The organism is Paraburkholderia rhynchosiae, assembly GCF_002879865.1.
Classification (GTDB): Bacteria; Pseudomonadota; Gammaproteobacteria; order Burkholderiales; family Burkholderiaceae; genus Paraburkholderia; species Paraburkholderia rhynchosiae.
This window is the reverse complement of the sequence record NZ_PNXY01000011.1, coordinates 84,589-104,531: the sequence shown is the minus strand read 5'-3', so window position 1 is coordinate 104,531 and position 19,943 is coordinate 84,589. Positions and strand designations below refer to the sequence as shown.

The following is a 19,943-nucleotide window of genomic DNA, read 5'->3' as shown; positions in this document are numbered from 1 at the left end:
AACACGCATTCGTCAAATCATGCCACTCGACCCCAACTATCCACGCGATCTGATCGGCTACGGCCGCCACCCAGTGCAGGCGAACTGGCCGGGGCAAGCGCGCGTCGCGGTGCAATTCGTCCTCAACTACGAAGAGGGTGGTGAGAATTGCGTGCTGCACGGCGACCCTGGCTCGGAGCAGTTCTTGTCGGAGATTGTCGGTGCGGCGGCATATCCGGCGCGTCATATGAGCATGGAGTCGATCTACGAATACGGCTCCCGTGCGGGCGTGTGGCGCATTCTGCGCGAATTCGAAAAACGCGGGCTGCCGCTCACGGTGTTTGGCGTCGGCATGGCGATCGAACGGTATCCCGAACTGGCGCGCGCGTTCGTCGAACTCGGTCATGAGATCGCGTGTCATGGCTATCGCTGGATTCACTATCAGGACATGTCGCCGGAAAAGGAAGCCGAGCATATGCGGCTCGGCATGGAGGCGATCGAACGCGTCACGGGCGAGCGGCCGCTTGGCTGGTACACCGGTCGCGACAGTCCGAACACGCATCGGCTGGTCGCCGAATATGGCGGCTTTCTGTACGACTCCGATTACTACGGCGACGACCTGCCGTTCTGGATGGACGTCGAAGTGACGGGCGGCTCAAGCGTGCCGCAACTGATCGTGCCGTACACGCTCGACACCAACGACATGCGCTTCGCAAGCCCGCAAGGCTTCAACACGGCGGATCACTTTTTCACCTATCTGCGCGACGCCTTCGACGTGCTTTACGAAGAAGGCGACGAAGCGCCGAAGATGCTGTCGATCGGCATGCATTGCCGCCTGCTCGGACGCCCCGGGCGCTTTCGCGCGCTACAGCGTTTCCTCGACCATATCGAACAGCATGATCGCGTGTGGGTGACGCGGCGCATCGACATCGCGCGGCACTGGCGCGAACATCATCCTTACCAGCAAAAGAACCGCGAGGCGGCGGCATGAAGGCGATGCAATACACACTGGACCAACTCAACACCATTTCGACCGATGCGTTCGTCGCGGCGCTGTCGGGCATCTTCGAGCACTCGCCGTGGGTCGCCGAAATCGCTGCGTGTGAGCGACCGTTTGCCAGCATCGAAGCGTTGCATCGAAAGATGTCGAACGTCGTGGAGACGGCGGGCGAAGAGAAGCAACTCGCATTAATCAATGCGCACCCCGAGTTGGCCGGCAAGGCAGCGGTGCGCGGCGAACTCACGGCTGAATCGACACGCGAGCAGAGCGGCGCCGGTCTCGCGCAATGCACGCAGGAAGAGTTCGACAAGCTCGTTGCGCTGAACAGCGCGTATCGCGAGAAGTTCGGTTTTCCGTTCATTCTCGCGGTGCGCGGCTACGACCGTCACGGCATCATCGCGAACTTCGAGGCGCGCGTGAACAACAGCCGCGCCGACGAACTGCGCGCGAGCCTCGACCAGATCTACCGTATCGCATGTTTCCGGCTCGACGATCTGATCGACGCGTGATCGAAGTGTGACCCACACCCGGCTTCGCGCCGCGGCTTCGCACCGGAAACGTTTTCTCGCACTAACAAACATTTAGGAAGACAAAGATGGCACTCCCGACTCTCGACCCCAACGCACCCGAATTCACGCGCCGCTACGTGAACCTGGCGGACCCGCGCCTGGGCGCGCAGGCGCTCGAGGCCAGCGACGACTTCTTCGCCCCGAAGGAGCGCATGCTGAACCCGGAGCCGGCCGTCTTCATTCCGGGCAAGTACGACGAACATGGCAAGTGGATGGACGGCTGGGAGACCCGCCGCAAACGTGCGACGGGCTACGACTGGTGCATCGTCAAGCTGGCGCGCCCGGGCGTGATCAAGGGGCTGGACCTGGATACGAGCCACTTTACGGGTAACTTCCCGCCGGCGGCGTCAGTGGAAGCGGCGCGCGTGATTGACGGCGTGCCGAGCCAGTCGACGCAATGGACCGAAATCGTTCCGTCGACTACGTTGCAGGGCAATAGCCATCACTATCATGAAGTCGGCGACGAAAACGCCTATACGCACCTGCGCGTGAACATCTACCCAGACGGTGGCATTGCCCGTCTGCGCGTGTATGGTCAGCCCCAAGTCGACTGGGCGGGCGCGAGCCGCACTGAGCAGTTCGATCTGGCCGCGATGGAAAACGGTGCATATCTTGTCGCCGCGAACAATCAGCACTTCGGCGCGGCATCGACCATTCTGATGCCGGGCCGTGGCGTCAACATGGGCGACGGCTGGGAAACACGGCGCCGTCGCGAACCGGGCAACGACTGGGCGATCGTCGCGCTCGCACAACCGGGCGTGATCACGAAAATCGAAGTGGATACGGCGCACTTCAAGGGTAACTATCCCGACCGCTGCTCGATTCAGGCCGCGTACGTGACGGGCGGCACCGACAGTTCGCTGGTCACGCAGGCCATGTTCTGGCCAGTGCTGTTGGGCGAGCAGAAGCTGCAAATGGACAAGCAGCATTACTTCGAAAGCGAAATCGCCGCGCTCGGTCCGGTCACGCACGTGCGCTTTAACATCATTCCGGACGGCGGCGTGTCGCGTCTGCGTCTGTGGGGCACGCTCGCATGATGAAGACGCTTCCAATCGAACCGTTGACGAAGGAAGCGTTCGCCGCGTTCGGCGACGTGATCGAACTCGAAGGCGCGAAGCAGGTTCCGATCAACCTCGGCACCACGATCCGGTATCACGATCTCGCGAAAGTGGACGTGACCGATCAGAACGGCCGCACGCTGGTGAACCTGTTTCGCGGACAGCCGCGCACGCTGCCGTTCGAGGTGAAGATGCTCGAACGTCATCCGCTCGGCAGCCAGGCCTTCGTGCCGTTGAACGACAAGCCGTATCTGGTGGTGGTCGCGCCGGCGGGCGAGTTGGATGAATCGAAGATCCGTGCGTTCGTCACGAGCGGCTGGCAGGGCGTGAACTATGCGAAGGGCGTGTGGCACCATCCGCTGATCGCATTGGGCGAGGTGAGCGACTTTATCGTCGTGGATCGCGGCGGCGAGGGCCTTAACCTCAACGAGCAGGATCTGGCGGAGCCGCTCTGGCTGACTGAAGATGCATTGAGCGCGGTCACAGTCTAAGGTTTTTGCTTCGGCGTTGCTATTCGCTGATGCTCAGGAGCCCACGGCAGGGATGCCGTGGGCTCTTTGCTTCTGACTATGCGCGCTTGCGTGGCTGCGCTCAACGCAAGTTGCCCCCGCGCCGTTCCAATCGGCCAGCCGATGATAGCTAACATGCCGATATCGTTCGACCCCTGGGTCGCAGAAGCTCTGCATCGCGGCCCTTCAGCGAGCATGTGAAGCCGGAGCCTGTTAACGCGCGTGCGGGCTTGCTCATCACGGTGTAGCGCTTGTCCACATCTGGTCCCCGCTGTGCGCGGGGATGAGCGCAAACCTGCGATTCATGACGCTTTCCGGCTGGACTACGAGAACCGCGGACCCACGGACCCACGCTCAGCATTGCCGGCGAGCTTGTTATCCACGCGGCCGTGATCCCGGCAAGCGGCAACCAGCAAGAGATAAAGAGCAGCGAATAAAAAGCGGGCTTTCCGCTTCCGCGAAAAGCCCGCTTTGTGACGCTCAATCAGACTGGACCCGACAAAGGCCAATGCCAGACTACTTCGCCGCGCCACCCTGGAACCAGGCGGCGATTTTCATCCGCTCGTCGTCGGTCATATGCGTGACGTTGCCGAGCGGCATCGCCTTCAGCGTCACCGCTTGCTGATAGATCCGTTGTGCGTTCTGCGAGATTTCATCCGGCGTGTCGAGCAGCACGCCGGCCGGGGCGCTGCCCATCATCGTCGGATGTGCGGAGTGGCATGCCACGCACCGTTGTTGCAGCACCGGCGCGATGTCGGCCACCTTCACCGTCGGCGCGTTGGCCGCTTGCGCTTGCGGCACCATCGGCTTCGGCATGGTCCAGAAGAGGGCGCCGAACATCAGCGCGATACCGGCTAGCGGCAGATACCACAGCACCTGGCCACGGTGACGCATCACGAAGAACTGGCGGATCAGCGCACCGGCCAGCATGATGACGAGCAGCACGGCCCAGTTGTACGGATGCGTGTAGGTCATCGCGTAGTGGTTCGACAGCATCGCGAACACGACCGGCAATGTGAAATACGTGTTGTGCACCGAGCGTTGCTTGCCGCGCTTGCCGTAGATAGGGTTCGGCGTGTCGCCCTTGAGCATCGCGTCGACCATCTTGCGCTGGCCCGGGATGATCACGAAGAACACGTTGGCCGACATGATCGTGGCGAGCATCGCGCCCATGATCAGATACGCCGCGCGCCCCGCGAAGATATGGCACGCAAGCCATGCCGCGATCAGCACGTACACGCCCACGCAGATGCCGAGCACCCTGTCCTTGTTGCCGAGAAGACGGCACAGCGAGTCGTACACAATCCACCCTGCAGCAAGGAAACCGAGCGCCGACGCGACGGCAACCACTGGGCCCATATCGAGCACGTTCTTGTCGATCAGATACGTGGACGGCGAAAACAGATACAACACCGTGAAAAGGCCGAAGCCAGACAGCCACGTGGTGTAAGACGGCCACTTCGACCAGTGCAGATCGTCCGGCATTTCCGGCGGCGCCACGGTGTACTTCTGCATGTTGTAGAAGCCGCCTCCGTGCACGTGCCACAGTTCGCCGAACACGCCGCGCTTACGCTGGTTCGGGTCATGCGGCGGTTTCAGGCTGTTGTCGAGCGCGACGAAATAGAACGACTCGCCGATCCATGCAATCGCGGCGACGACGTGGAACCAGCGAATCGCGAGATTCAACCAGTCGGTGATAAAGCCTTCCATGAAACTCCTCCACTTCTGATTCGTTGTTCGCGCGGCGACGTTCGGCGCGTCACATATCCGGCTGACGGATCGTGCACAGGCGGGACGTCACCACGCGAACTGCGGGTGAAAGACGCGGTGCGTTCAGTTCGCACGACGTCGTTTGTTGTTGATGTCTTCAGAAAGCCGCGCGGATTCGGCAAGTACCTGTCAGCTGCCGCGATACGTGCTGTACGACCACGGCGACACGAGCAGCGGCACGTGATAATGCGCGCCGGCATCGGCCACGCCGAAGCGCAACACAACACGATCGACGAAACGCGGCTCCGGCACCTTCGTGCCGATCGACGCGAAGTAATCCCCTGCGGCAAACACGAGCTCGTACTCGCCCGCGACTAGCGCGTCGCCTTGCAGCAGCGGTTCGTCGCAGCGGCCGTCTTCATTGGTGATGGTGGTTTTCAGCGCGCGGCGCGTATCGCCCGAGAGCGCGAAGAGTTCGACCTTGATGCCCGCGCCGGGACGGCCGTTCGCGGTGTCGAGCACATGGGTAGTGAGCTTTCCCATTCGCAATTTCCTTGTGTGTTTGCGAGGTTTCGGCGGCAGCCCGATCCAGATACGTTTGCGGCGGATCGAGGCTCCACGTCAGTGGCTACATACCCGTCGGCGAATTGAAGCGAGCGCCGTGGCAGCCATTGTAAAAAGGTTGTTCCGTCCTGCGCGCGCGAGATAGGAAAGATAATAGCTGGCGCATGACGGACAGTCTGCTGCAACGCGCGGCGAATGGAGTCGCGCAATCGTCGCAGCGCATCGCATTCCCGTTGGATCGTACCGGCGTCAAAAATGGCCCACTATATCGGCAGCCTGAGGATGGTTATCGCAACGGCGTGAGTTGTCAGCGTTATTTTGGCCGCCGAAGGTTACGCCTGTGCGCCGCAGCAACGACAAGCCCCGAGTGAATGCAGCGGGCTTCAGCGCGGCACACGTCCCGAAGACGGCGCAACACGCTGGGTAACCGGGCCAACGGCGTTCGACGGGACGCGGCGGCGCGGCTCATGCGCCGTCACATCGCGTTCGGACGACTTTGCACGGAAGCAATCAGGCGGAGAAACGGATGACGATGGAACAGGCGGCGCACATGCCACACAAGCCCGGCAAGCCGACCAGAACAATGCTGGTGAAACACGCGGACGTGCTGGTCACAATGGACGGCGCACGGCGCGAACTGCGCGACGGCGGTCTCTATATCGAGGACAACCGCATCGTCGCGGTAGGACCGACAGCGGACTTGCCGCAAACAGCAGACGAAGTGCTGGACATGCGCGGGCATCTGGTGATTCCCGGCCTCGTGAACACGCATCACCACATGTATCAGAGCCTGACGCGCGCAATTCCTGCGGCGCAGAACGCCGAGCTGTTCGGCTGGCTCACGAGCCTCTATAAGGTGTGGGCGAACCTCACGCCGGAGATGATGGAAGTCTCCACGTTGACCGCAATGGCCGAGCTGTTGCTCTCCGGTTGCACGACGTCGAGCGATCACTTGTATATCTATCCGAACGGCAGCCGGCTCGATGACAGCATCGCTGCGGCGCGGCGCATCGGTATGCGTTTTCATGCGGCGCGCGGCAGCATGAGCGTGGGACAGAAAGACGGCGGCTTGCCGCCCGATTCGGTGGTCGAACGTGAAGCGGACATTCTGAAGGACACCCAGCGCCTGATCGAGACGTATCACGACGAAGGGCGTTACGCGATGCTGCGCATGGTCGTCGCGCCATGCTCGCCGTTTTCGGTGAGCCGCGATCTGATGCGCGAGTCGGCGGTGATGGCGCGGCAGTACGGCGTGTCGCTGCATACGCATCTTGCCGAGAACACGAACGACATCGTGTATACCCGCGAGAAGTTCGGCATGACGCCCGCGCAGTACGCGGAAGACCTCGGCTGGGTCGGGCGCGATGTCTGGCATGCGCACTGCGTGCAGCTGGACGACGCCGGCATCGAACTGTTCGCGCGTACGGGAACCGGGGTTGCGCATTGTCCGTGCTCGAACATGCGGCTCGCGTCGGGCATCGCGCCGGTCAGGAAGATGCGGCTCGCGGGTGTGCCGGTCGGTTTGGGCGTGGACGGTTCCGCGTCCAACGATGGCGCGCAGATGGTTGCAGAAGTACGCCAGGCGTTGCTGTTGCAGCGCGTCGGGTTCGGCCCGGACGCAATGACCGCGCGCGAGGCCCTGGAGATCGCCACGCTCGGCGGCGCGAAGGTGCTTAATCGCGATGACATCGGCGCGCTCGCGCCAGGTATGGCGGCGGATTTCGTTGCGTTCGATCTGCGTCAGCCGCTCTTTGCGGGCGCGTTGCATGACCCGGTCGCGGCGCTGGTGTTCTGCGCGCCGCCGCAGGTGAGTCATAGTGTGATCGGCGGCAAAATGGTGGTGAAGGACGGACAGTTGGCGACGCTGGAGATCGGGCCGGTCATCGAGCGGCATAACCGGCTGGCGAACACGCTTTATGAAGCCGCGCAGTAAGAAAACGGGCGAGCAGGCTGAAGGTTGAGGGCGAGGTTGGCGGCGGGCGTGCGAGATTGAGAAAAGCGGCGCAAAAGCAGCGTAAAAGCCGCCGGCAATCTTAGCCACAGCTCGCGGCGACAGTTGGAGCAAGCCCGCGCGGCAAAACCCTTGCGGCGATAGCGCGTGAAGGCTTGCAGCAAGGGCGCCTGAAGGCTCGCAGCAACGGCGCCTGAGGCCTTGCGGCAATAGGGCTCCAAGGGCTTGCAGCAACCGAGCGCATCAGGCGCTCGCAGCAGCATCACCTCAAGGCTTGTCGATCAGCGTCCTGGTCGCTTCGGCGACGAGGCTGCGCAGCCAGCGCACTTCGTCGGAGTAATGCACGCGCTCGTGCCATAGCTGGTAGTACTGCATCGGCGGAAAGTCGAGCGGCGCGGGCACCACGGTGAGCGGCAGGAACTTGGCGTAGTAATCGGCGAAGAGGCGCGTCGTCGTGAAGATCAGGTCGGATTTGATCAGCACATACGGCGCGAGATTGAAGTACGGCAACGTAACGACCACGTGGCGCTTCAACCGCTCGCGCGCGAGATGCACGTCGATCGCGCCGCGCTGGCCGACCGAGTACGGAGTCGGCGCGAGATGCGGGGCATTCAGGTACTGATCGAGCGTGAGCCCGCCGCGTTTGGCGAACGGATGTGCGTTGTTCATCAGGCAGACAATCTGGTCGACGAACAGATTCGACAGATGCAACTGCTCAGGCGGCTCCGGCCAGTTGCCCACGACGATGTCGAGCTTGCCGTCCTCGAGCGCGAGTTCATAGTCGAACGCGGGACCGAGCGAATGGAATTCGAGCGTCGCGTTCGGCGCAGCCTGGCGAAAACGTTCGACCACCGTCGGCACGAACAGCACGTTCAGGTAGTCCGGACAGCCGATCCGGTAGCAGCGGATGGAAGTGGCAGGATCGAAGTTGTGTTGCTGGAACTTGATGCGCTCGATTTCGCGCAGCGCGTTCTGCACTGGTTCGAGCAGGCGCAGGCCGTATTCGGTGGGCACCATGCCCGATTTGCCGCGCACCAGCAGCGGGTCGCCGGTGATGTCGCGCAAACGGCGCAGCGCGGCGCTGATCGCGGGTTGCGATTGATTCAGTTTGACGGCCGCGCGCGTGACGCTGCGTTCCATCAACAGGGTATGCAAGACGCGTAAAAGATAGGTATCGATCGCCTCGCGTTGCTGACTCATGACTTCTCCGAAATATATGTGCTGGCTGATCGAATGGGTGTGTGGGTATATGCGTTTTAATATGAACGAAAAACGGCGTCAAGGGAGACATACCCGCAGAGCTTGCTGTGGCGCGGGTTTCGGCGAATTTTGTCGGCTCGACTGAGCGGGTCGAATTAGGTATTGTCATCCGGTTGTGGTGACGGATCGGCCGCCGGCGAGGCGGACGAACGCACGGCAACCGGCAGTCACTGACGCACTACGGAATCACATGAGCGACTCTTCTTATAGCGACGGCGCCGCCGCGCAGCCGGCAACGAGGCCGGAACAGGCGGCGCCCCGGCTGATGCTCAAAGGCATCACCAAACAATATCCGGCCGTGCGTGCCAACGACGACGTCACGCTGATCGTCGCGCCGGGTGAGATCCATGCTGTGCTCGGCGAAAACGGCGCCGGCAAAAGCACGCTGATGAAAGTCATCTACGGCGCGGTGCGGCCCGATGCCGGCGAGATCCACTGGGAAGGCGAGGCGGTCGACATCGCGAGCCCCGCGGCGGCGCGCAAGCTCGGCATCGGCATGGTGTTTCAGCACTTTTCGCTGTTCGAGACGCTCACGGTCGGCGAAAACATCGCGCTTGCACTCGACGAACCCTTCGATCTGAAAGCGCTCGCGAAACGTATCCGCGAAGTCTCCGCCGACTACGGCCTCGATATCGACCCGCAACGTCACGTGCATAGCCTGACCGTGGGCGAGCGGCAGCGCGTCGAGATCGTGCGCTGCCTGCTGCAGAACCCGCGCTTGCTGATCATGGACGAACCCACATCCGTGCTCACGCCGCAAGCGGTGCGCAAGCTGTTCGCGACATTGCGCCGTCTTGCCGCCGAAGGCTGCAGCATTCTCTACATCAGCCACAAACTCGATGAAATCCAGGAACTGTGCGACACCGCGACGGTGATGCGCGGCGGCCGCGTAACCGGCCACGTAAAGCCGAAAGAAGAAACGCATGCGTCGCTCGCCCAGTTGATGGTCGGCCATTCGCTGCCCGACTACACGCGTCGCGAACATAATCCGGGTGCGGTGCTGCTCGACGTGAAGGCGTTGTCCGTGGCGAGCGACGACCCGTTCGGCACGTCGCTCGATAACGTGTCGTTCGCCGTGCATGCGGGCGAGATCTTCGGCATTGCGGGCGTCTCGGGCAACGGTCAGGCGGAATTGCTGTCGGCGCTGTCAGGAGAGAAGCGGGGTCTGCGCGCGGACGCCGTCACCATCTGCGGCAAGCCCGCGGGGCGTCTCGGCGCGGGTGGCCGGCGTGCGCTCGGCTTCGGCTTCGTGCCGGAAGAGCGGCTCGGCCGCGGAGCGGTGCCGGCCATGACGCTGTCCGAAAACGCGCTGCTTACCGCGCATCGGCAGAAGATGGTCAGTTCGGGCTGGATCAATTCAGGCACGATGCGTGCGTTTGCCCGGCGCTGTATCGAAGCCTTCGACGTGCGTTGCGGCGGCTCCGAAGCGCTAGCGCAAAGTCTGTCGGGCGGCAATCTGCAGAAGTACATCATGGGCCGCGAGATTCTTCAGGCGCCCAAGGTGCTGGTGGTCGCGCAACCCACATGGGGCGTCGACGTCGGCGCGGCCGCGTTCATTCGCCAGCAACTGCTCGATCTGTCGGCAAGCGGTGTCGCCATCCTCGTCATCTCGGAGGAACTGGAAGAGCTGTTCGACATCTGCGACCGCATCGCGGTGCTGGCGGGCGGCAGGCTCTCGCCGGTGCGCGCGACGGGCGCGACCAACGCCGAGGAAATCGGCCGCTGGATGGCGGGCCTGTTCGGCGGGCGAGAAGGCACGGCGCCGTCTGCGGAACAGCCGGCGCATGTCTGAGCCGCTGGCTGCGTCAATATCCGCGTCTTAAATTAGAATCCGATAAATCACACGCTACCCATGATTTTTCCGTATCGACTCGAAGCGCGCACGACGCCCTCGCGCACCATGCAGATCGCCGTGCCGCTGATCGCCGCGTTGCTTACACTCGCAATCGGCTTCGTGATTTTCGGCCTCGTTGGTCGCGATCCGCTGCAGGCCATGCACGCGTTTTTCATCGAACCGCTTTCGAGCGTGAACGGCTGGTCCGAGCTGTTGCTCAAGGCTTCGCCGTTGTGCCTGATCGGCCTTGGTCTCGCGATCGGCTATCGCGCGAATGTGTGGAACATCGGCGCGGAAGGGCAGATGCTGCTCGGCGGCATTGCCGCGAGCGGTGTCGCGATCTATCTCGACCAGGCCACCGGCTGGTGGATCCTGCCGCTGATGATGATCGCCGGTGTGATCGGCGGCATGTTGTGGGCGGCGATTCCAGCGCTGCTGAAAAGCCGTTTCAACACCAACGAGATTCTCGTAAGCCTGATGCTCACGTATGTGGCGACGCAACTGCTGATCTACCTTGTGAGCGGCCCGTGGCGCGATCCGCAGGGCATGAATTTTCCGCTCTCAGAAATGTTCAGCGGCGACGCGCTCTATCCGACGTTTTACGGCGACTGGCACTGGAAGTGGCTGCGCGGCACGCGTCTGAATGCATCGGTTTTCGTTACGCTGATCGCAATTCCGCTCGTGTGGCTTTTCATGCGCAAGAGCTTTGCCGGTTATCGGATGAACGTCGGCGGTCTCGCTCCGCTCGCCGCGCGCTACGCGGGTTTCTCCGACAAGAAAACCATCTGGATGTCGCTGCTTATCAGCGGCGGCCTCGCGGGTCTCGCGGGCATGGGCGAGATCGCCGGTCCGATCGGCCAGTTGCAGGCGACGTGGTCGCCGGGTTACGGCTTTACCGCGATCATCGTCGTGTTCGTCGGGCGGTTGCATCCGGTCGGCATCGTGCTCGCGAGTCTGCTGATGGCGCTGCTCTATCTCGGCGGCGAAGCGGTGCAGACCTCGATGCAGTTGCCGCAGGCGCTCTCCGGCGTGTTTCAGGGACTGCTGCTGTTCTGCCTGCTGGGTGCCGATCTGTTCGTGAATTACCGTGTGCGCCGGCGCTCCGTTGCCGCGCAAGCCCACTGACCCGTCTACCGCTTAGCTGCCGCATTTTATGGATATTCAACAAGCCAGCGCGCTCACGTCGAGCGCCGTCACCGCAGCGATTCCGCTTATGTTCGCGGGCGCGGGCGAACTCGTCGCCGAAAAGTCGGGCGTTCTCAATCTCGGCGTGGAGGGCATGATGCTGATGGGCGCCGTGACCGGCTATGCGGTCACTGCGATCACCGGCAACCCGTGGCTCGGCGTGGTCGCTGCGATCGGCGCGGGTCTCGCGATGTCGCTGCTGTTCGCGTTTCTCACGCTCACCATGCTCGCCAACCAGGTCGCTACGGGGCTCTCGCTGACGATCTTCGGCATCGGCCTCTCCGCGTATGTCGGCAAGCCGTACACGTCGGCAGCGGTACGCGCGACCATCGACACGTGGACCATTCCCGGTCTCTCGAAGATTCCCGTGCTCGGGCCCGCGCTCTTCAGCCTCACGCCGCTCGATTACCTCGCGTTCCTGATGTTCGCCGCGATCGGCTGGTTTCTGTATCGCACGCGCGCTGGGCTTGTGCTGCGTTCGGTCGGTGAATCGCCGCAGGTCGCGCATTCGGTCGGTTTTCCGGTGGTCGGCGTGCGCTATGGTGCGGTCGCGTTCGGCGGCGGCATGGCGGGGCTTGCCGGCGGCTACTACTCGATCGTCAATCTGCACTTGTGGCAGGAACAGCTCACGTCGGGCCGCGGCTGGATCGCACTCGCGCTCGTCGTATTCGCGACGTGGCGCCCGGGGCGCCTGTTGATCGGCGCGCTGCTGTTCGGCGCTGTGACGGGTCTGCAGTTCTACGCGCAGGCGATCGGCGTGCCCATGCCGACGCAATTCCTCGCGATGCTGCCGTACTTCGCCACGGTCGTCGTGCTGGTGCTGATCTCGCGCAACCCGAACACGATTCGCCTGAACGCGCCGGCATCGCTTGGCAAGCCGTTTTTCTCGGCGGGCTGAGGGGCACATGAGCGGCCACACGTTTCAATGATCCGATAAACACGACAGGAGAAAACATGAAGAGAAGAAATCTGCTGACCGCTTTCGCATGGGGCGCGGCGTCGCTCGCGCTCGCCGCGCAGTCCGCACAGGCGGCGGATGCGCCGGGCGTCGCGTTCGTCTATCTCGGCAATCCGGGGGATGCCGGCTGGACCTTCGCGCACGACCAGGGCTCGAAGGAAGCCGAAGCAAAGTTCGGCAACAAGATCAAGATCACGCGCATCGAGAACGTGCCGGAATCAGCCGACTCGGAGCGTGTATTCCGCGATCTGGCGAACAAGGGCAACAAGGTCATCATCGGTTCGAGCTTCGGCTATCAGGACTTCGAGCTGAAGGTCGCGAAGGATTTCCCGGACACGGTGTTCCTGCACGCAACCGGCTACAAGAAAGCGCCGAACTTCGGCACCTATGACGTGCGCATGTACCAGGGCGCATATCTGGCCGGTGTCGCCGCAGGCTACGTGACGAAGACGAACACGCTTGGCTTCGTGGCTTCGGTGCCGATTCCCGAAGTGGTTCGCAACATCAACGCGTACACGCTCGGCGCGCGCTCGGTGAATCCGAAGGTGCATACGAAGGTCATCTGGATCAATAGCTGGTTCGATCCGGGCAAGGAAAAGCAGGCCGCCGAAACGCTGATCGGCCAGGGCGCCGACGTGCTGTTGCAGAACACCGATTCCAGCGCGACGCTCGCGACCGCATCGGAGAAACATGTGCATGCGTTCGGCTGGGATTCCGACATGAAGAAGTTCGGTCCCAGCGCGCATCTCGGGTCGGTGGTCGCGCATTGGGGCGTCTACTACAACGCGGCGATCCAGCAGGTGCTCGACGGCAAGTGGAAGAACGATCCGGTGTGGTGGGGCATTCCGCAGAAGGCCGTCAACCTGGAAGACCTGAACACGTCGGTGATTCCGGCTGACGCGCAGAAGAAGGTGGCCGCAAAGCGCGACGAACTGGCGGGCGGCAAGTGGGACGTGTTTGCCGGTCCGATCAAGGATCAATCCGGCGCGGTGAAGGTGCCGGCCGGCAAGACGCTGACCGATCCCGAATTGCAACGTCTGAACTGGTACGTCGAGGGCGTGGACGGGTCGTTGCCGAAGTAACGTTGTTGCGTTGCGTTGCGTTGCGTTGCGTTGCGTTGCGGCAGGTGGTGGTGTTCAGCGTCGCCGCATAGAAAGCCGAAGAGCTGCGTCCGCTATGGACGCAGCTCTTTTCGTTCCAGTCGCGCACTGTACCGCGGCGCTCGGGCGTCGTCGGCCGCATCAATCGTCGATGCGCAGCCCGACCTTGATCGTCACCTGCCAGAAGGCGACCTTGTCGTTTTCGATCTGGCCCCGGGTTTCCGTCACTTCGAACCAGTGCAAGTTGCGCAGCGTCTTCGATGCTTTCGCGATCGCGGTGCTGATGGCGTCATCGATCGATTTCGTCGATGAGCCGGTCAGTTCGATCTGCTTGTAGACGTGGTCTGACATGAAGTCTCTCCTTTGATCTTCGTTGGCGTTCAGAAAGTATAGGTAACGCGGACAGATAAATCGTTCGTCGCATGAACGGGTGATGTCGCACGGCGCATGCCCGATATGCCGGGCTTCCGGAAGAGAATTGACGGTCCAGCCATCGTTGCGGCCCGGCGGCAATGGGGGCTCGGCGAGGCCGGCCTGTGGGCATTCATCGACATTGGCCGACGCCGCACGGCGCCGCCCGCCAGTAGTACCCCGCGCGCGCGGGCTGGATTCGCGATAACCTGCTAAAATATTGGGTTTTTCGCCGATATCACATTCAAAGGGACGCGCCGTGCTGTCTACTGCCAACATCACCATGCAATTCGGGCCAAAGCCCCTCTTCGAGAATATCTCGGTCAAATTCGGGGGAGGGAACCGCTATGGTCTGATCGGTGCAAACGGCTGCGGCAAATCCACCTTCATGAAAATTCTGGGTGGCGACCTGGAACCGAGCTCAGGCAACGTCATGCTCGAGCCGAACGTGCGCCTCGGTAAGCTGCGCCAGGACCAGTTCGCGTACGAAGACGTGCGCGTGCTCGACGTCGTGATGATGGGCCACGCCGAAATGTGGGCCGCCATGACCGAGCGCGACGCGATTTACGCGAACCCCGACGCGACCGACGACGACTACATGCACGCCGCCGAACTCGAAGCCAAGTTCGCCGAATATGACGGCTACACGGCCGAAGCGCGCGCGGGCGAACTGCTGCTCGGCATCGGCATTGCGATCGAGGATCACAACGGCCCGATGAGCAATGTGGCACCTGGCTGGAAGCTGCGGGTGCTGCTCGCGCAGGCGCTGTTCTCGAAGCCGGACGTGCTGCTGCTGGACGAGCCGACCAACAACCTGGACATCAACTCTATCCGTTGGCTGGAAGACGTGCTCAACCAGTACAACTCGACGATGATCATCATCTCGCACGACCGCCACTTCCTGAACCAGGTCTGTACGCACATGGCCGACATGGACTTCGGCACGCTGAAGGTCTATCCGGGCAATTACGACGACTACATGCTGGCCAGCACGCAGGCGCGCGAGCGTCAGCAGAACGCCAACGCGAAGGCGAAGGAACGCGTCGCCGACCTGCAGGACTTCGTGCGCCGCTTCTCTGCGAACAAGTCGAAGGCGCGTCAGGCCACCAGCCGTCTGAAGATGATCGACAAGATCAAGATCGAGGAATTCAAACCGTCGTCGCGGCAGAATCCATTTATCCGCTTCGAGTACGAGAAGAAGCTGCATAACATTGCGGTGGTCGCGGACAGCATCTCGAAGAAATACGAGCGCACCATTTTCAATAATTTCAGCATCAGTGTGCAGCCGGGCGAGCGCATTGCGATCATCGGCGAGAACGGCGCGGGCAAGACCACGCTGCTGCGCTCGCTGCTCGGCAATCTGCAACTCGATCACGGTACGGTGAAGTGGGCCGAGAACGCGAACGTCGGCTACATGCCGCAGGACACGTACGAAGAGTTTCCGAACGACGTCACGCTAATGGACTGGATCGACGCCTACCGCAAGGAAGGCGACGACGAGCAGATGGTGCGGGGCACGCTCGGCCGGCTGCTTTTCAATGCGGACGACATCCGCAAGTCGGTCAAGGTGCTGTCGGGCGGCGAGAAGGGCCGCATGATCTGGGGCAAGCTGATGCTCGGCCGCCACAACGTGCTACTGATGGACGAGCCGACCAACCACATGGACATGGAATCGATCGAGTCGCTGCAAATCGCGCTCGACAAGTTCGAAGGCACGCTGATCTTCGTTTCGCACGACCGTGAGTTTGTCAGCGGCCTGGCCAACCGGATTATCGAAGTGAAGACGGACGGCACGCTGAACGACTTCGGTGGGAATTACGAGGACTTTTTGACGAGCCAGGGCGTGCAATAAAGTTCGCCGGCCGCATTGAGTCAGCGAGTATCCATCCGCTGCAAACGCAAAGCCCGCTTCTTCGAAGCGGGCTTTTTTCATGGCGCGAAGCTCCCGAACCAACCGTTGCCTCGGCGCTGGTTAGAATAGGACAATCAACGTCTGGCGACAGGGGCCGACCATCATGAAGATCTACGACAAACTCTACATCGACGGCAAATGGATTGCGCCCTGCGGCACCGGCACGATCGACGTGATCGACTCGGGCACCGAGGAAGTCATGGGGCGCATCCCCGAAGGTGTCGAAGCCGATGCCGAAACCGCGATCGCCTCCGCACGCGTCGCCTTCGACGCCTGGGCCGCGACGCCGGCCATACAGCGCGGCGAGTATCTGGAAAGAATCGCGGCAAACCTGAAAGCGCGCACAGAGGAACTGGCCACGCTGATCGCAGGCGAAGTCGGCATGCCGCTGAAGCTCGCGCGGGCGATCCAGGTCGGCAGTCCCGTGTACAACTGGGACGCGTATGCGAAGCTCGCAAGCAGCTTCAAATACGAGGAGCGCGTCGGCAATTCGCTCGTCGTGCGTGAGCCGGTCGGCGTGGTTGCGGCCATCACGCCCTGGAACTATCCACTCAATCAAATCACGCTAAAGGTCGCGGCGGCGCTCGCTGCCGGTTGCACGGTGGTGTTAAAGCCGTCCGAGATCGCGCCGCTGAATGCGTTCGTGCTCGCCGAGGCGATTCACGAAGCCGGGCTGCCTGCGGGTGTATTCAATCTCGTCAGCGGTTATGGACCGGTGGTCGGAGAAATTCTCGCGAGTCATCCATCGGTGGATATGGTGTCGTTCACCGGCTCCACGCGCGCCGGCAAGCGCGTGTCCGAACTGGCGTCGGCGACCGTCAAGCGCGTGGCGCTCGAACTCGGCGGCAAGTCGGCCTCTGTCATTCTCGACGACGCCGATTTCACCGCCGCTGTAAAAGGCACCGTCGGCGCGTGCTTCCTCAACTCGGGACAAACCTGCTCGGCGCACACGCGCATGCTGGTGCCCGAAGCACGCTACGACGAAGCGCGAGCGCTCGCAAAACAGGCGGCGGAGAGCTACACACCGGGCGATCCGCGTAATGAGAAGACGCGTCTCGGGCCATTGGCGTCGGCGGCGCAGCAGGCGCGCGTGCAGCAGTACATCGCTAAGGGGATCGAGGAGGGCGCGGAACTCGTAACCGGCGGCGCGGGGCTGCCTGACGGCGTCTCGAAGGGCTTCTTTGTCAAACCGACCGTGTTCGGCCGCGTGCATCCGAAAGCGACCATCGCGCAAGAGGAAATCTTCGGCCCGGTTCTGTCGATTCTCACCTACGAGGATGAAGAAGAAGCCATTCGGATTGCCAACGATTCACCGTATGGCCTCGGTGGTGCGGTGTGGGCCGGCAGCGATGAGCATGCGGCCGCCGTCGCGCGGCGCATCCGCACGGGCCAGGTGGACATCAACGGCGGCACATGGAACATGGCCGCGCCGTTCGGCGGCTTCAAGCAATCAGGCTTTGGGCGCGAAAACGGCGTTTACGGGCTGGACGAGTATCTCGAACTCAAGTCCATGCAATTCAAAGTTTGATTCGGGTGACCGGCATCAATGAAGCGCCAGTGCCGCCGTGCCATTCGCACGCTCGTTGACCTGAAACAACCCCGGCTGCGCCCGACGGACGATTATCAGCGGTTCGATAATCGTCCGTCGGATCAGCCATGCTTAAGTCTCACTCCTTTTCCCCGCTAGTCATCCGCGGCCGCTCGCTACTGCCGATCGTGCAAGGCGGCATGGGCGTCGGTATCTCGGCGCACCGGCTCGCCGGGAGCGTCGCGCGCGAGGGGGCGCTTGGCACCATCGCCAGCATCGACTTGCGTCATCATCATCAGGACCTCGTTGAACGCTGTCGCCAGTCGCCGGACCGCGCCACGCTCGAACAGGCCAATCTCACTGCGCTTGCGCGCGAAATTCACTCGGCGAAGGCGCTCAGCGAAGGCCGCGGCATGATCGCCGTCAATGTGATGAAGGCCGTCAGCGCACAGGCGGACTACGTGCGCGTGGCCTGCGAAAGCGGCGCCGACGCAATCGTGATGGGCGCGGGCCTGCCGCTCGACTTGCCGGACATGACGCAGGGCCACGACATTGCGCTGATTCCGATCCTGTCGGACAGCCGCGGCGTTGCGCTGGTGCTGAAGAAGTGGATGAAGAAAGGCCGCTTGCCCGACGCTGTCGTGATCGAGCATCCGGCGCATGCGGGCGGACATCTGGGCGTTACGAATATCGCCGATATGAACGACCAGCGCTTCGGCTTCATCCGCGTTCTCGAGGAACTCGATGCGGTATTCGCCTCGCTCGGGCTCGACCGCAAAGAGGTGCCGTTGATTCTCGCGGGCGGCATCAACAGTCACGAGGCCGTGCGGGCGCTGCTGAACGCGGGCGCAAGCGGCGTTCAGCTCGGTACGCCGTTTGCGGTCACCGAAGAGGGCGACGCGCATCCGAACTTCAAACGCGTGTTGGCCGAGGCCACGCCGGAAGACATTGTCGAATTCGTCAGCGTGACGGGGTTGCCCGCGCGAGCCGTGAAAACGCCATGGCTGACACGCTATCTGCGACATGAAAGCAAAATCCGCGAAAAAGTCGGCGCGCTCAAACATGCGTGCCCGACCGCTCTGGAATGCCTGAGCGTCTGCGGCTGGCGCGACGGCGTCGAGAAGTTCGGTCATTTCTGCATCGACACACGGCTTGCCGCCGCATTGCGCGGCGACGTGGCCAATGGCCTCTTTTTTCGCGGCAAGGAAGCATTGCCGTTCGGCACGGCCATTCGCAGCGTGCACGACCTGATCGAACTGCTGCTGACCGGTGCGACGCGACCCGCTGTCGCAGGGCGCTGGGCTTTCTCCCTCGGTTGATGCGAGTCAACTTGTCGCGCGGCGAGAGCTTCGACAATCCCGCACGTCACTAACAATCGGGGAAGCAAATGAAACTCTCGCTCAGGAACAGAATCAGGACCGCCGCCATTGCATCGGGGCTGCTATGCGCGGTCGCGCTCGCTCCGCAAGCGCATGCCGCCAGCGACGACGCAATGACCGGCATTCACGCCGGCGATGTGCTGGTGCGTCTGCGCGCAATCAGCATCGTGCCGAACGTCGATACGTCGGGAACGATGTCGGCTCTGAACGTCAGCGTCAATAACGCGATCGTGCCGGAGCTGGATCTGACCTACATGATCCGCGATTATCTTGGCGTCGAACTGATTCTCGGCACGTCGCGTCATCAGCTCACGTCGAGTATCGGCGCTCTGGGTGGCGTGAACGTGTTGCCGCCTACTTTGCTGCTGCAATATCACTTCAATCACGCGGGGCGCGTGCGTCCGTATGTCGGCGCGGGTCTGAACTACACGCTGTTCTACGACAATGGTTTGCACGCGGGCGGGCAGCCGGTGTCGATCACCAATCACAGCTTCGGTCCGGCATTGCAGGCGGGCGTCGACGTGCAGGTGACAAAATCCCTGTTCGTCAACGCGGACATCAAGAAGATCTGGATGCACACGGACGCGTCGCTCCGTGGCGAGGCGCTCGGGCGCGTGAGCATCGATCCAGTGGTGGTGGGGCTGGGTGTCGGTATGCGCTTCTAGGCGCGTGAGCGGGTTCGCTGCGGCATTGCGATCGAATATCCGGCGGAAGCCTCAAAGCCTGTCGTTCTTGAAGCGCATGGCCGTGCCTTCCTGCTCGATGCGCACCCACACGGCCCGCTTTTCCTCGTCGCTCAGAAAAACCCAGTTGGACACTTCGCCGGCCGTGCGGCCGCAGCCTTTGCAGATCTCGTCGAAGAGTGTCGAACAGACGCCAATGCACGGGCTGTCGGGAAGAGCATGGAGATTTGAAGCCATTGGAAACCTTGCGGCAGGGAAGCGGAGTTCCGCTATGTTAACCGATACAGGGTGTGAGTCGCGTCGAGGCGAGCGGCGCAGCGAGTCGGGCAGCAAGTAGTGCAGCGGGTAGTGCA

At 62.4% G+C, this 19,943-nt stretch carries 18 protein-coding genes; 13 read left to right on the top strand and 5 right to left on the bottom strand.

Annotated elements, in window-relative coordinates:
• Nucleotides 1–19: 19 nt before the first annotated feature.
• The 4 genes from puuE (at nt 20) to C0Z16_RS17180 (ending at nt 3,097) form a co-directional block, all read left to right on the top strand.
• Nucleotides 20–970 (top strand): allantoinase PuuE, encoded by a 951-nt coding sequence (puuE, locus tag C0Z16_RS17195; protein ID WP_102633425.1) that lies wholly within the window; start codon nt 20–22, stop codon nt 968–970.
• Entirely contained in the window at nt 967–1,488 is a 522-nt protein-coding gene (uraD, locus tag C0Z16_RS17190) for a 2-oxo-4-hydroxy-4-carboxy-5-ureidoimidazoline decarboxylase (RefSeq protein ID WP_102633322.1), read from the top strand. Before puuE ends, uraD begins: the two co-directional genes overlap by 4 nt.
• Before the next feature lie 86 nt (nt 1,489–1,574).
• Nucleotides 1,575–2,585: an allantoicase gene (gene alc, locus C0Z16_RS17185; RefSeq protein ID WP_102633321.1), complete on the top strand. Its 1,011-nt coding sequence runs from the start codon at nt 1,575–1,577 to the stop codon at nt 2,583–2,585.
• Complete coding sequence (locus C0Z16_RS17180; RefSeq protein WP_102633424.1) at nt 2,585–3,097, top strand: ureidoglycolate lyase; 513 nt, start codon at nt 2,585–2,587, stop codon at nt 3,095–3,097. The genes alc and C0Z16_RS17180 overlap by 1 nt, the downstream gene beginning before the upstream one ends.
• 534 nt (nt 3,098–3,631) lie before the next feature.
• On the opposite strand, the gene C0Z16_RS17175 is transcribed toward C0Z16_RS17180, so the two are convergent.
• Together C0Z16_RS17175 and uraH are read right to left on the bottom strand one after the other, a co-directional pair.
• Nucleotides 3,632–4,825, bottom strand: coding sequence for a urate hydroxylase PuuD (locus C0Z16_RS17175; RefSeq protein ID WP_102633320.1), 1,194 nt, complete (start codon nt 4,823–4,825; stop codon nt 3,632–3,634).
• 189 nt (nt 4,826–5,014) lie between these two features.
• Nucleotides 5,015–5,368 carry a hydroxyisourate hydrolase gene (gene uraH, locus C0Z16_RS17170; protein ID WP_102633319.1) on the bottom strand — a complete coding sequence of 118 codons (354 nt, stop codon included), beginning with the start codon at nt 5,366–5,368 and terminating at the stop codon, nt 5,015–5,017.
• Between the two features lie 547 nt (nt 5,369–5,915).
• Here uraH and C0Z16_RS17160 point away from each other — a divergent pair.
• Complete coding sequence (locus tag C0Z16_RS17160) at nt 5,916–7,322, top strand: 8-oxoguanine deaminase (protein WP_102633318.1); 1,407 nt, start codon at nt 5,916–5,918, stop codon at nt 7,320–7,322.
• Nucleotides 7,323–7,607: 285 nt separating this feature from the next.
• On the opposite strand, the gene C0Z16_RS17155 is transcribed toward C0Z16_RS17160, so the two are convergent.
• The gene (locus C0Z16_RS17155; protein ID WP_102633317.1) at nt 7,608–8,540 is read right to left on the bottom strand and encodes a LysR substrate-binding domain-containing protein; all 933 of its coding nucleotides are present in this window, start codon (nt 8,538–8,540) and stop codon (nt 7,608–7,610) included.
• A 250-nt stretch (nt 8,541–8,790) separates the two neighbouring features.
• Here C0Z16_RS17155 and C0Z16_RS17150 point away from each other — a divergent pair, with 250 nt between their 5' ends.
• From C0Z16_RS17150 to C0Z16_RS17135, 4 genes are read left to right on the top strand one after another with little or no spacing between them, the layout of a single operon-like run.
• The gene (locus C0Z16_RS17150; RefSeq protein WP_102633316.1) at nt 8,791–10,392 is read left to right on the top strand and encodes an ABC transporter ATP-binding protein; all 1,602 of its coding nucleotides are present in this window, start codon (nt 8,791–8,793) and stop codon (nt 10,390–10,392) included.
• 60 nt (nt 10,393–10,452) lie between these two features.
• On the top strand, nt 10,453–11,559 hold the full coding sequence (locus C0Z16_RS17145) for an ABC transporter permease (RefSeq protein WP_102633315.1): 1,107 nt from the start codon (nt 10,453–10,455) through the stop codon (nt 11,557–11,559).
• Nucleotides 11,560–11,587: 28 nt separating this feature from the next.
• The gene (locus C0Z16_RS17140) at nt 11,588–12,517 is read left to right on the top strand and encodes an ABC transporter permease (RefSeq protein ID WP_102633314.1); all 930 of its coding nucleotides are present in this window, start codon (nt 11,588–11,590) and stop codon (nt 12,515–12,517) included.
• A gap of 56 nt (nt 12,518–12,573) precedes the next feature.
• A complete protein-coding gene (locus C0Z16_RS17135) occupies nt 12,574–13,659 on the top strand; it encodes a BMP family ABC transporter substrate-binding protein (RefSeq protein ID WP_102633313.1) in 1,086 nt (361 codons plus the stop codon).
• Nucleotides 13,660–13,818: 159 nt separating this feature from the next.
• Here C0Z16_RS17135 and C0Z16_RS17130 read toward each other — a convergent pair whose 3' ends face one another.
• A complete protein-coding gene (locus tag C0Z16_RS17130) occupies nt 13,819–14,028 on the bottom strand; it encodes a dodecin (RefSeq protein ID WP_027777217.1) in 210 nt (69 codons plus the stop codon).
• 319 nt (nt 14,029–14,347) lie between these two features.
• On the opposite strand from C0Z16_RS17130, the gene C0Z16_RS17125 reads away from it, so the two are divergent.
• From C0Z16_RS17125 to C0Z16_RS17110, 4 genes are all read left to right on the top strand, one after another.
• Nucleotides 14,348–15,940, top strand: a complete 1,593-nt coding sequence (locus C0Z16_RS17125; protein ID WP_102633423.1) for an ABC-F family ATPase — start codon at nt 14,348–14,350, stop codon at nt 15,938–15,940.
• Nucleotides 15,941–16,103: 163 nt separating this feature from the next.
• Nucleotides 16,104–17,528: an aldehyde dehydrogenase family protein gene (locus C0Z16_RS17120; protein WP_102633312.1), complete on the top strand. Its 1,425-nt coding sequence runs from the start codon at nt 16,104–16,106 to the stop codon at nt 17,526–17,528.
• 128 nt (nt 17,529–17,656) lie between these two features.
• On the top strand, nt 17,657–18,847 hold the full coding sequence (locus C0Z16_RS17115) for an NAD(P)H-dependent flavin oxidoreductase (RefSeq protein WP_102633311.1): 1,191 nt from the start codon (nt 17,657–17,659) through the stop codon (nt 18,845–18,847).
• Between the two features lie 68 nt (nt 18,848–18,915).
• Nucleotides 18,916–19,572 carry an OmpW/AlkL family protein gene (locus tag C0Z16_RS17110; protein WP_102633310.1) on the top strand — a complete coding sequence of 219 codons (657 nt, stop codon included), beginning with the start codon at nt 18,916–18,918 and terminating at the stop codon, nt 19,570–19,572.
• Nucleotides 19,573–19,623: 51 nt separating this feature from the next.
• Here the strand turns inward: C0Z16_RS17110 and C0Z16_RS17105 are convergent, their stop codons facing one another.
• The gene (locus C0Z16_RS17105) at nt 19,624–19,827 is read right to left on the bottom strand and encodes a DUF1289 domain-containing protein (RefSeq protein ID WP_102633309.1); all 204 of its coding nucleotides are present in this window, start codon (nt 19,825–19,827) and stop codon (nt 19,624–19,626) included.
• Nucleotides 19,828–19,943 lie beyond the last annotated feature (116 nt).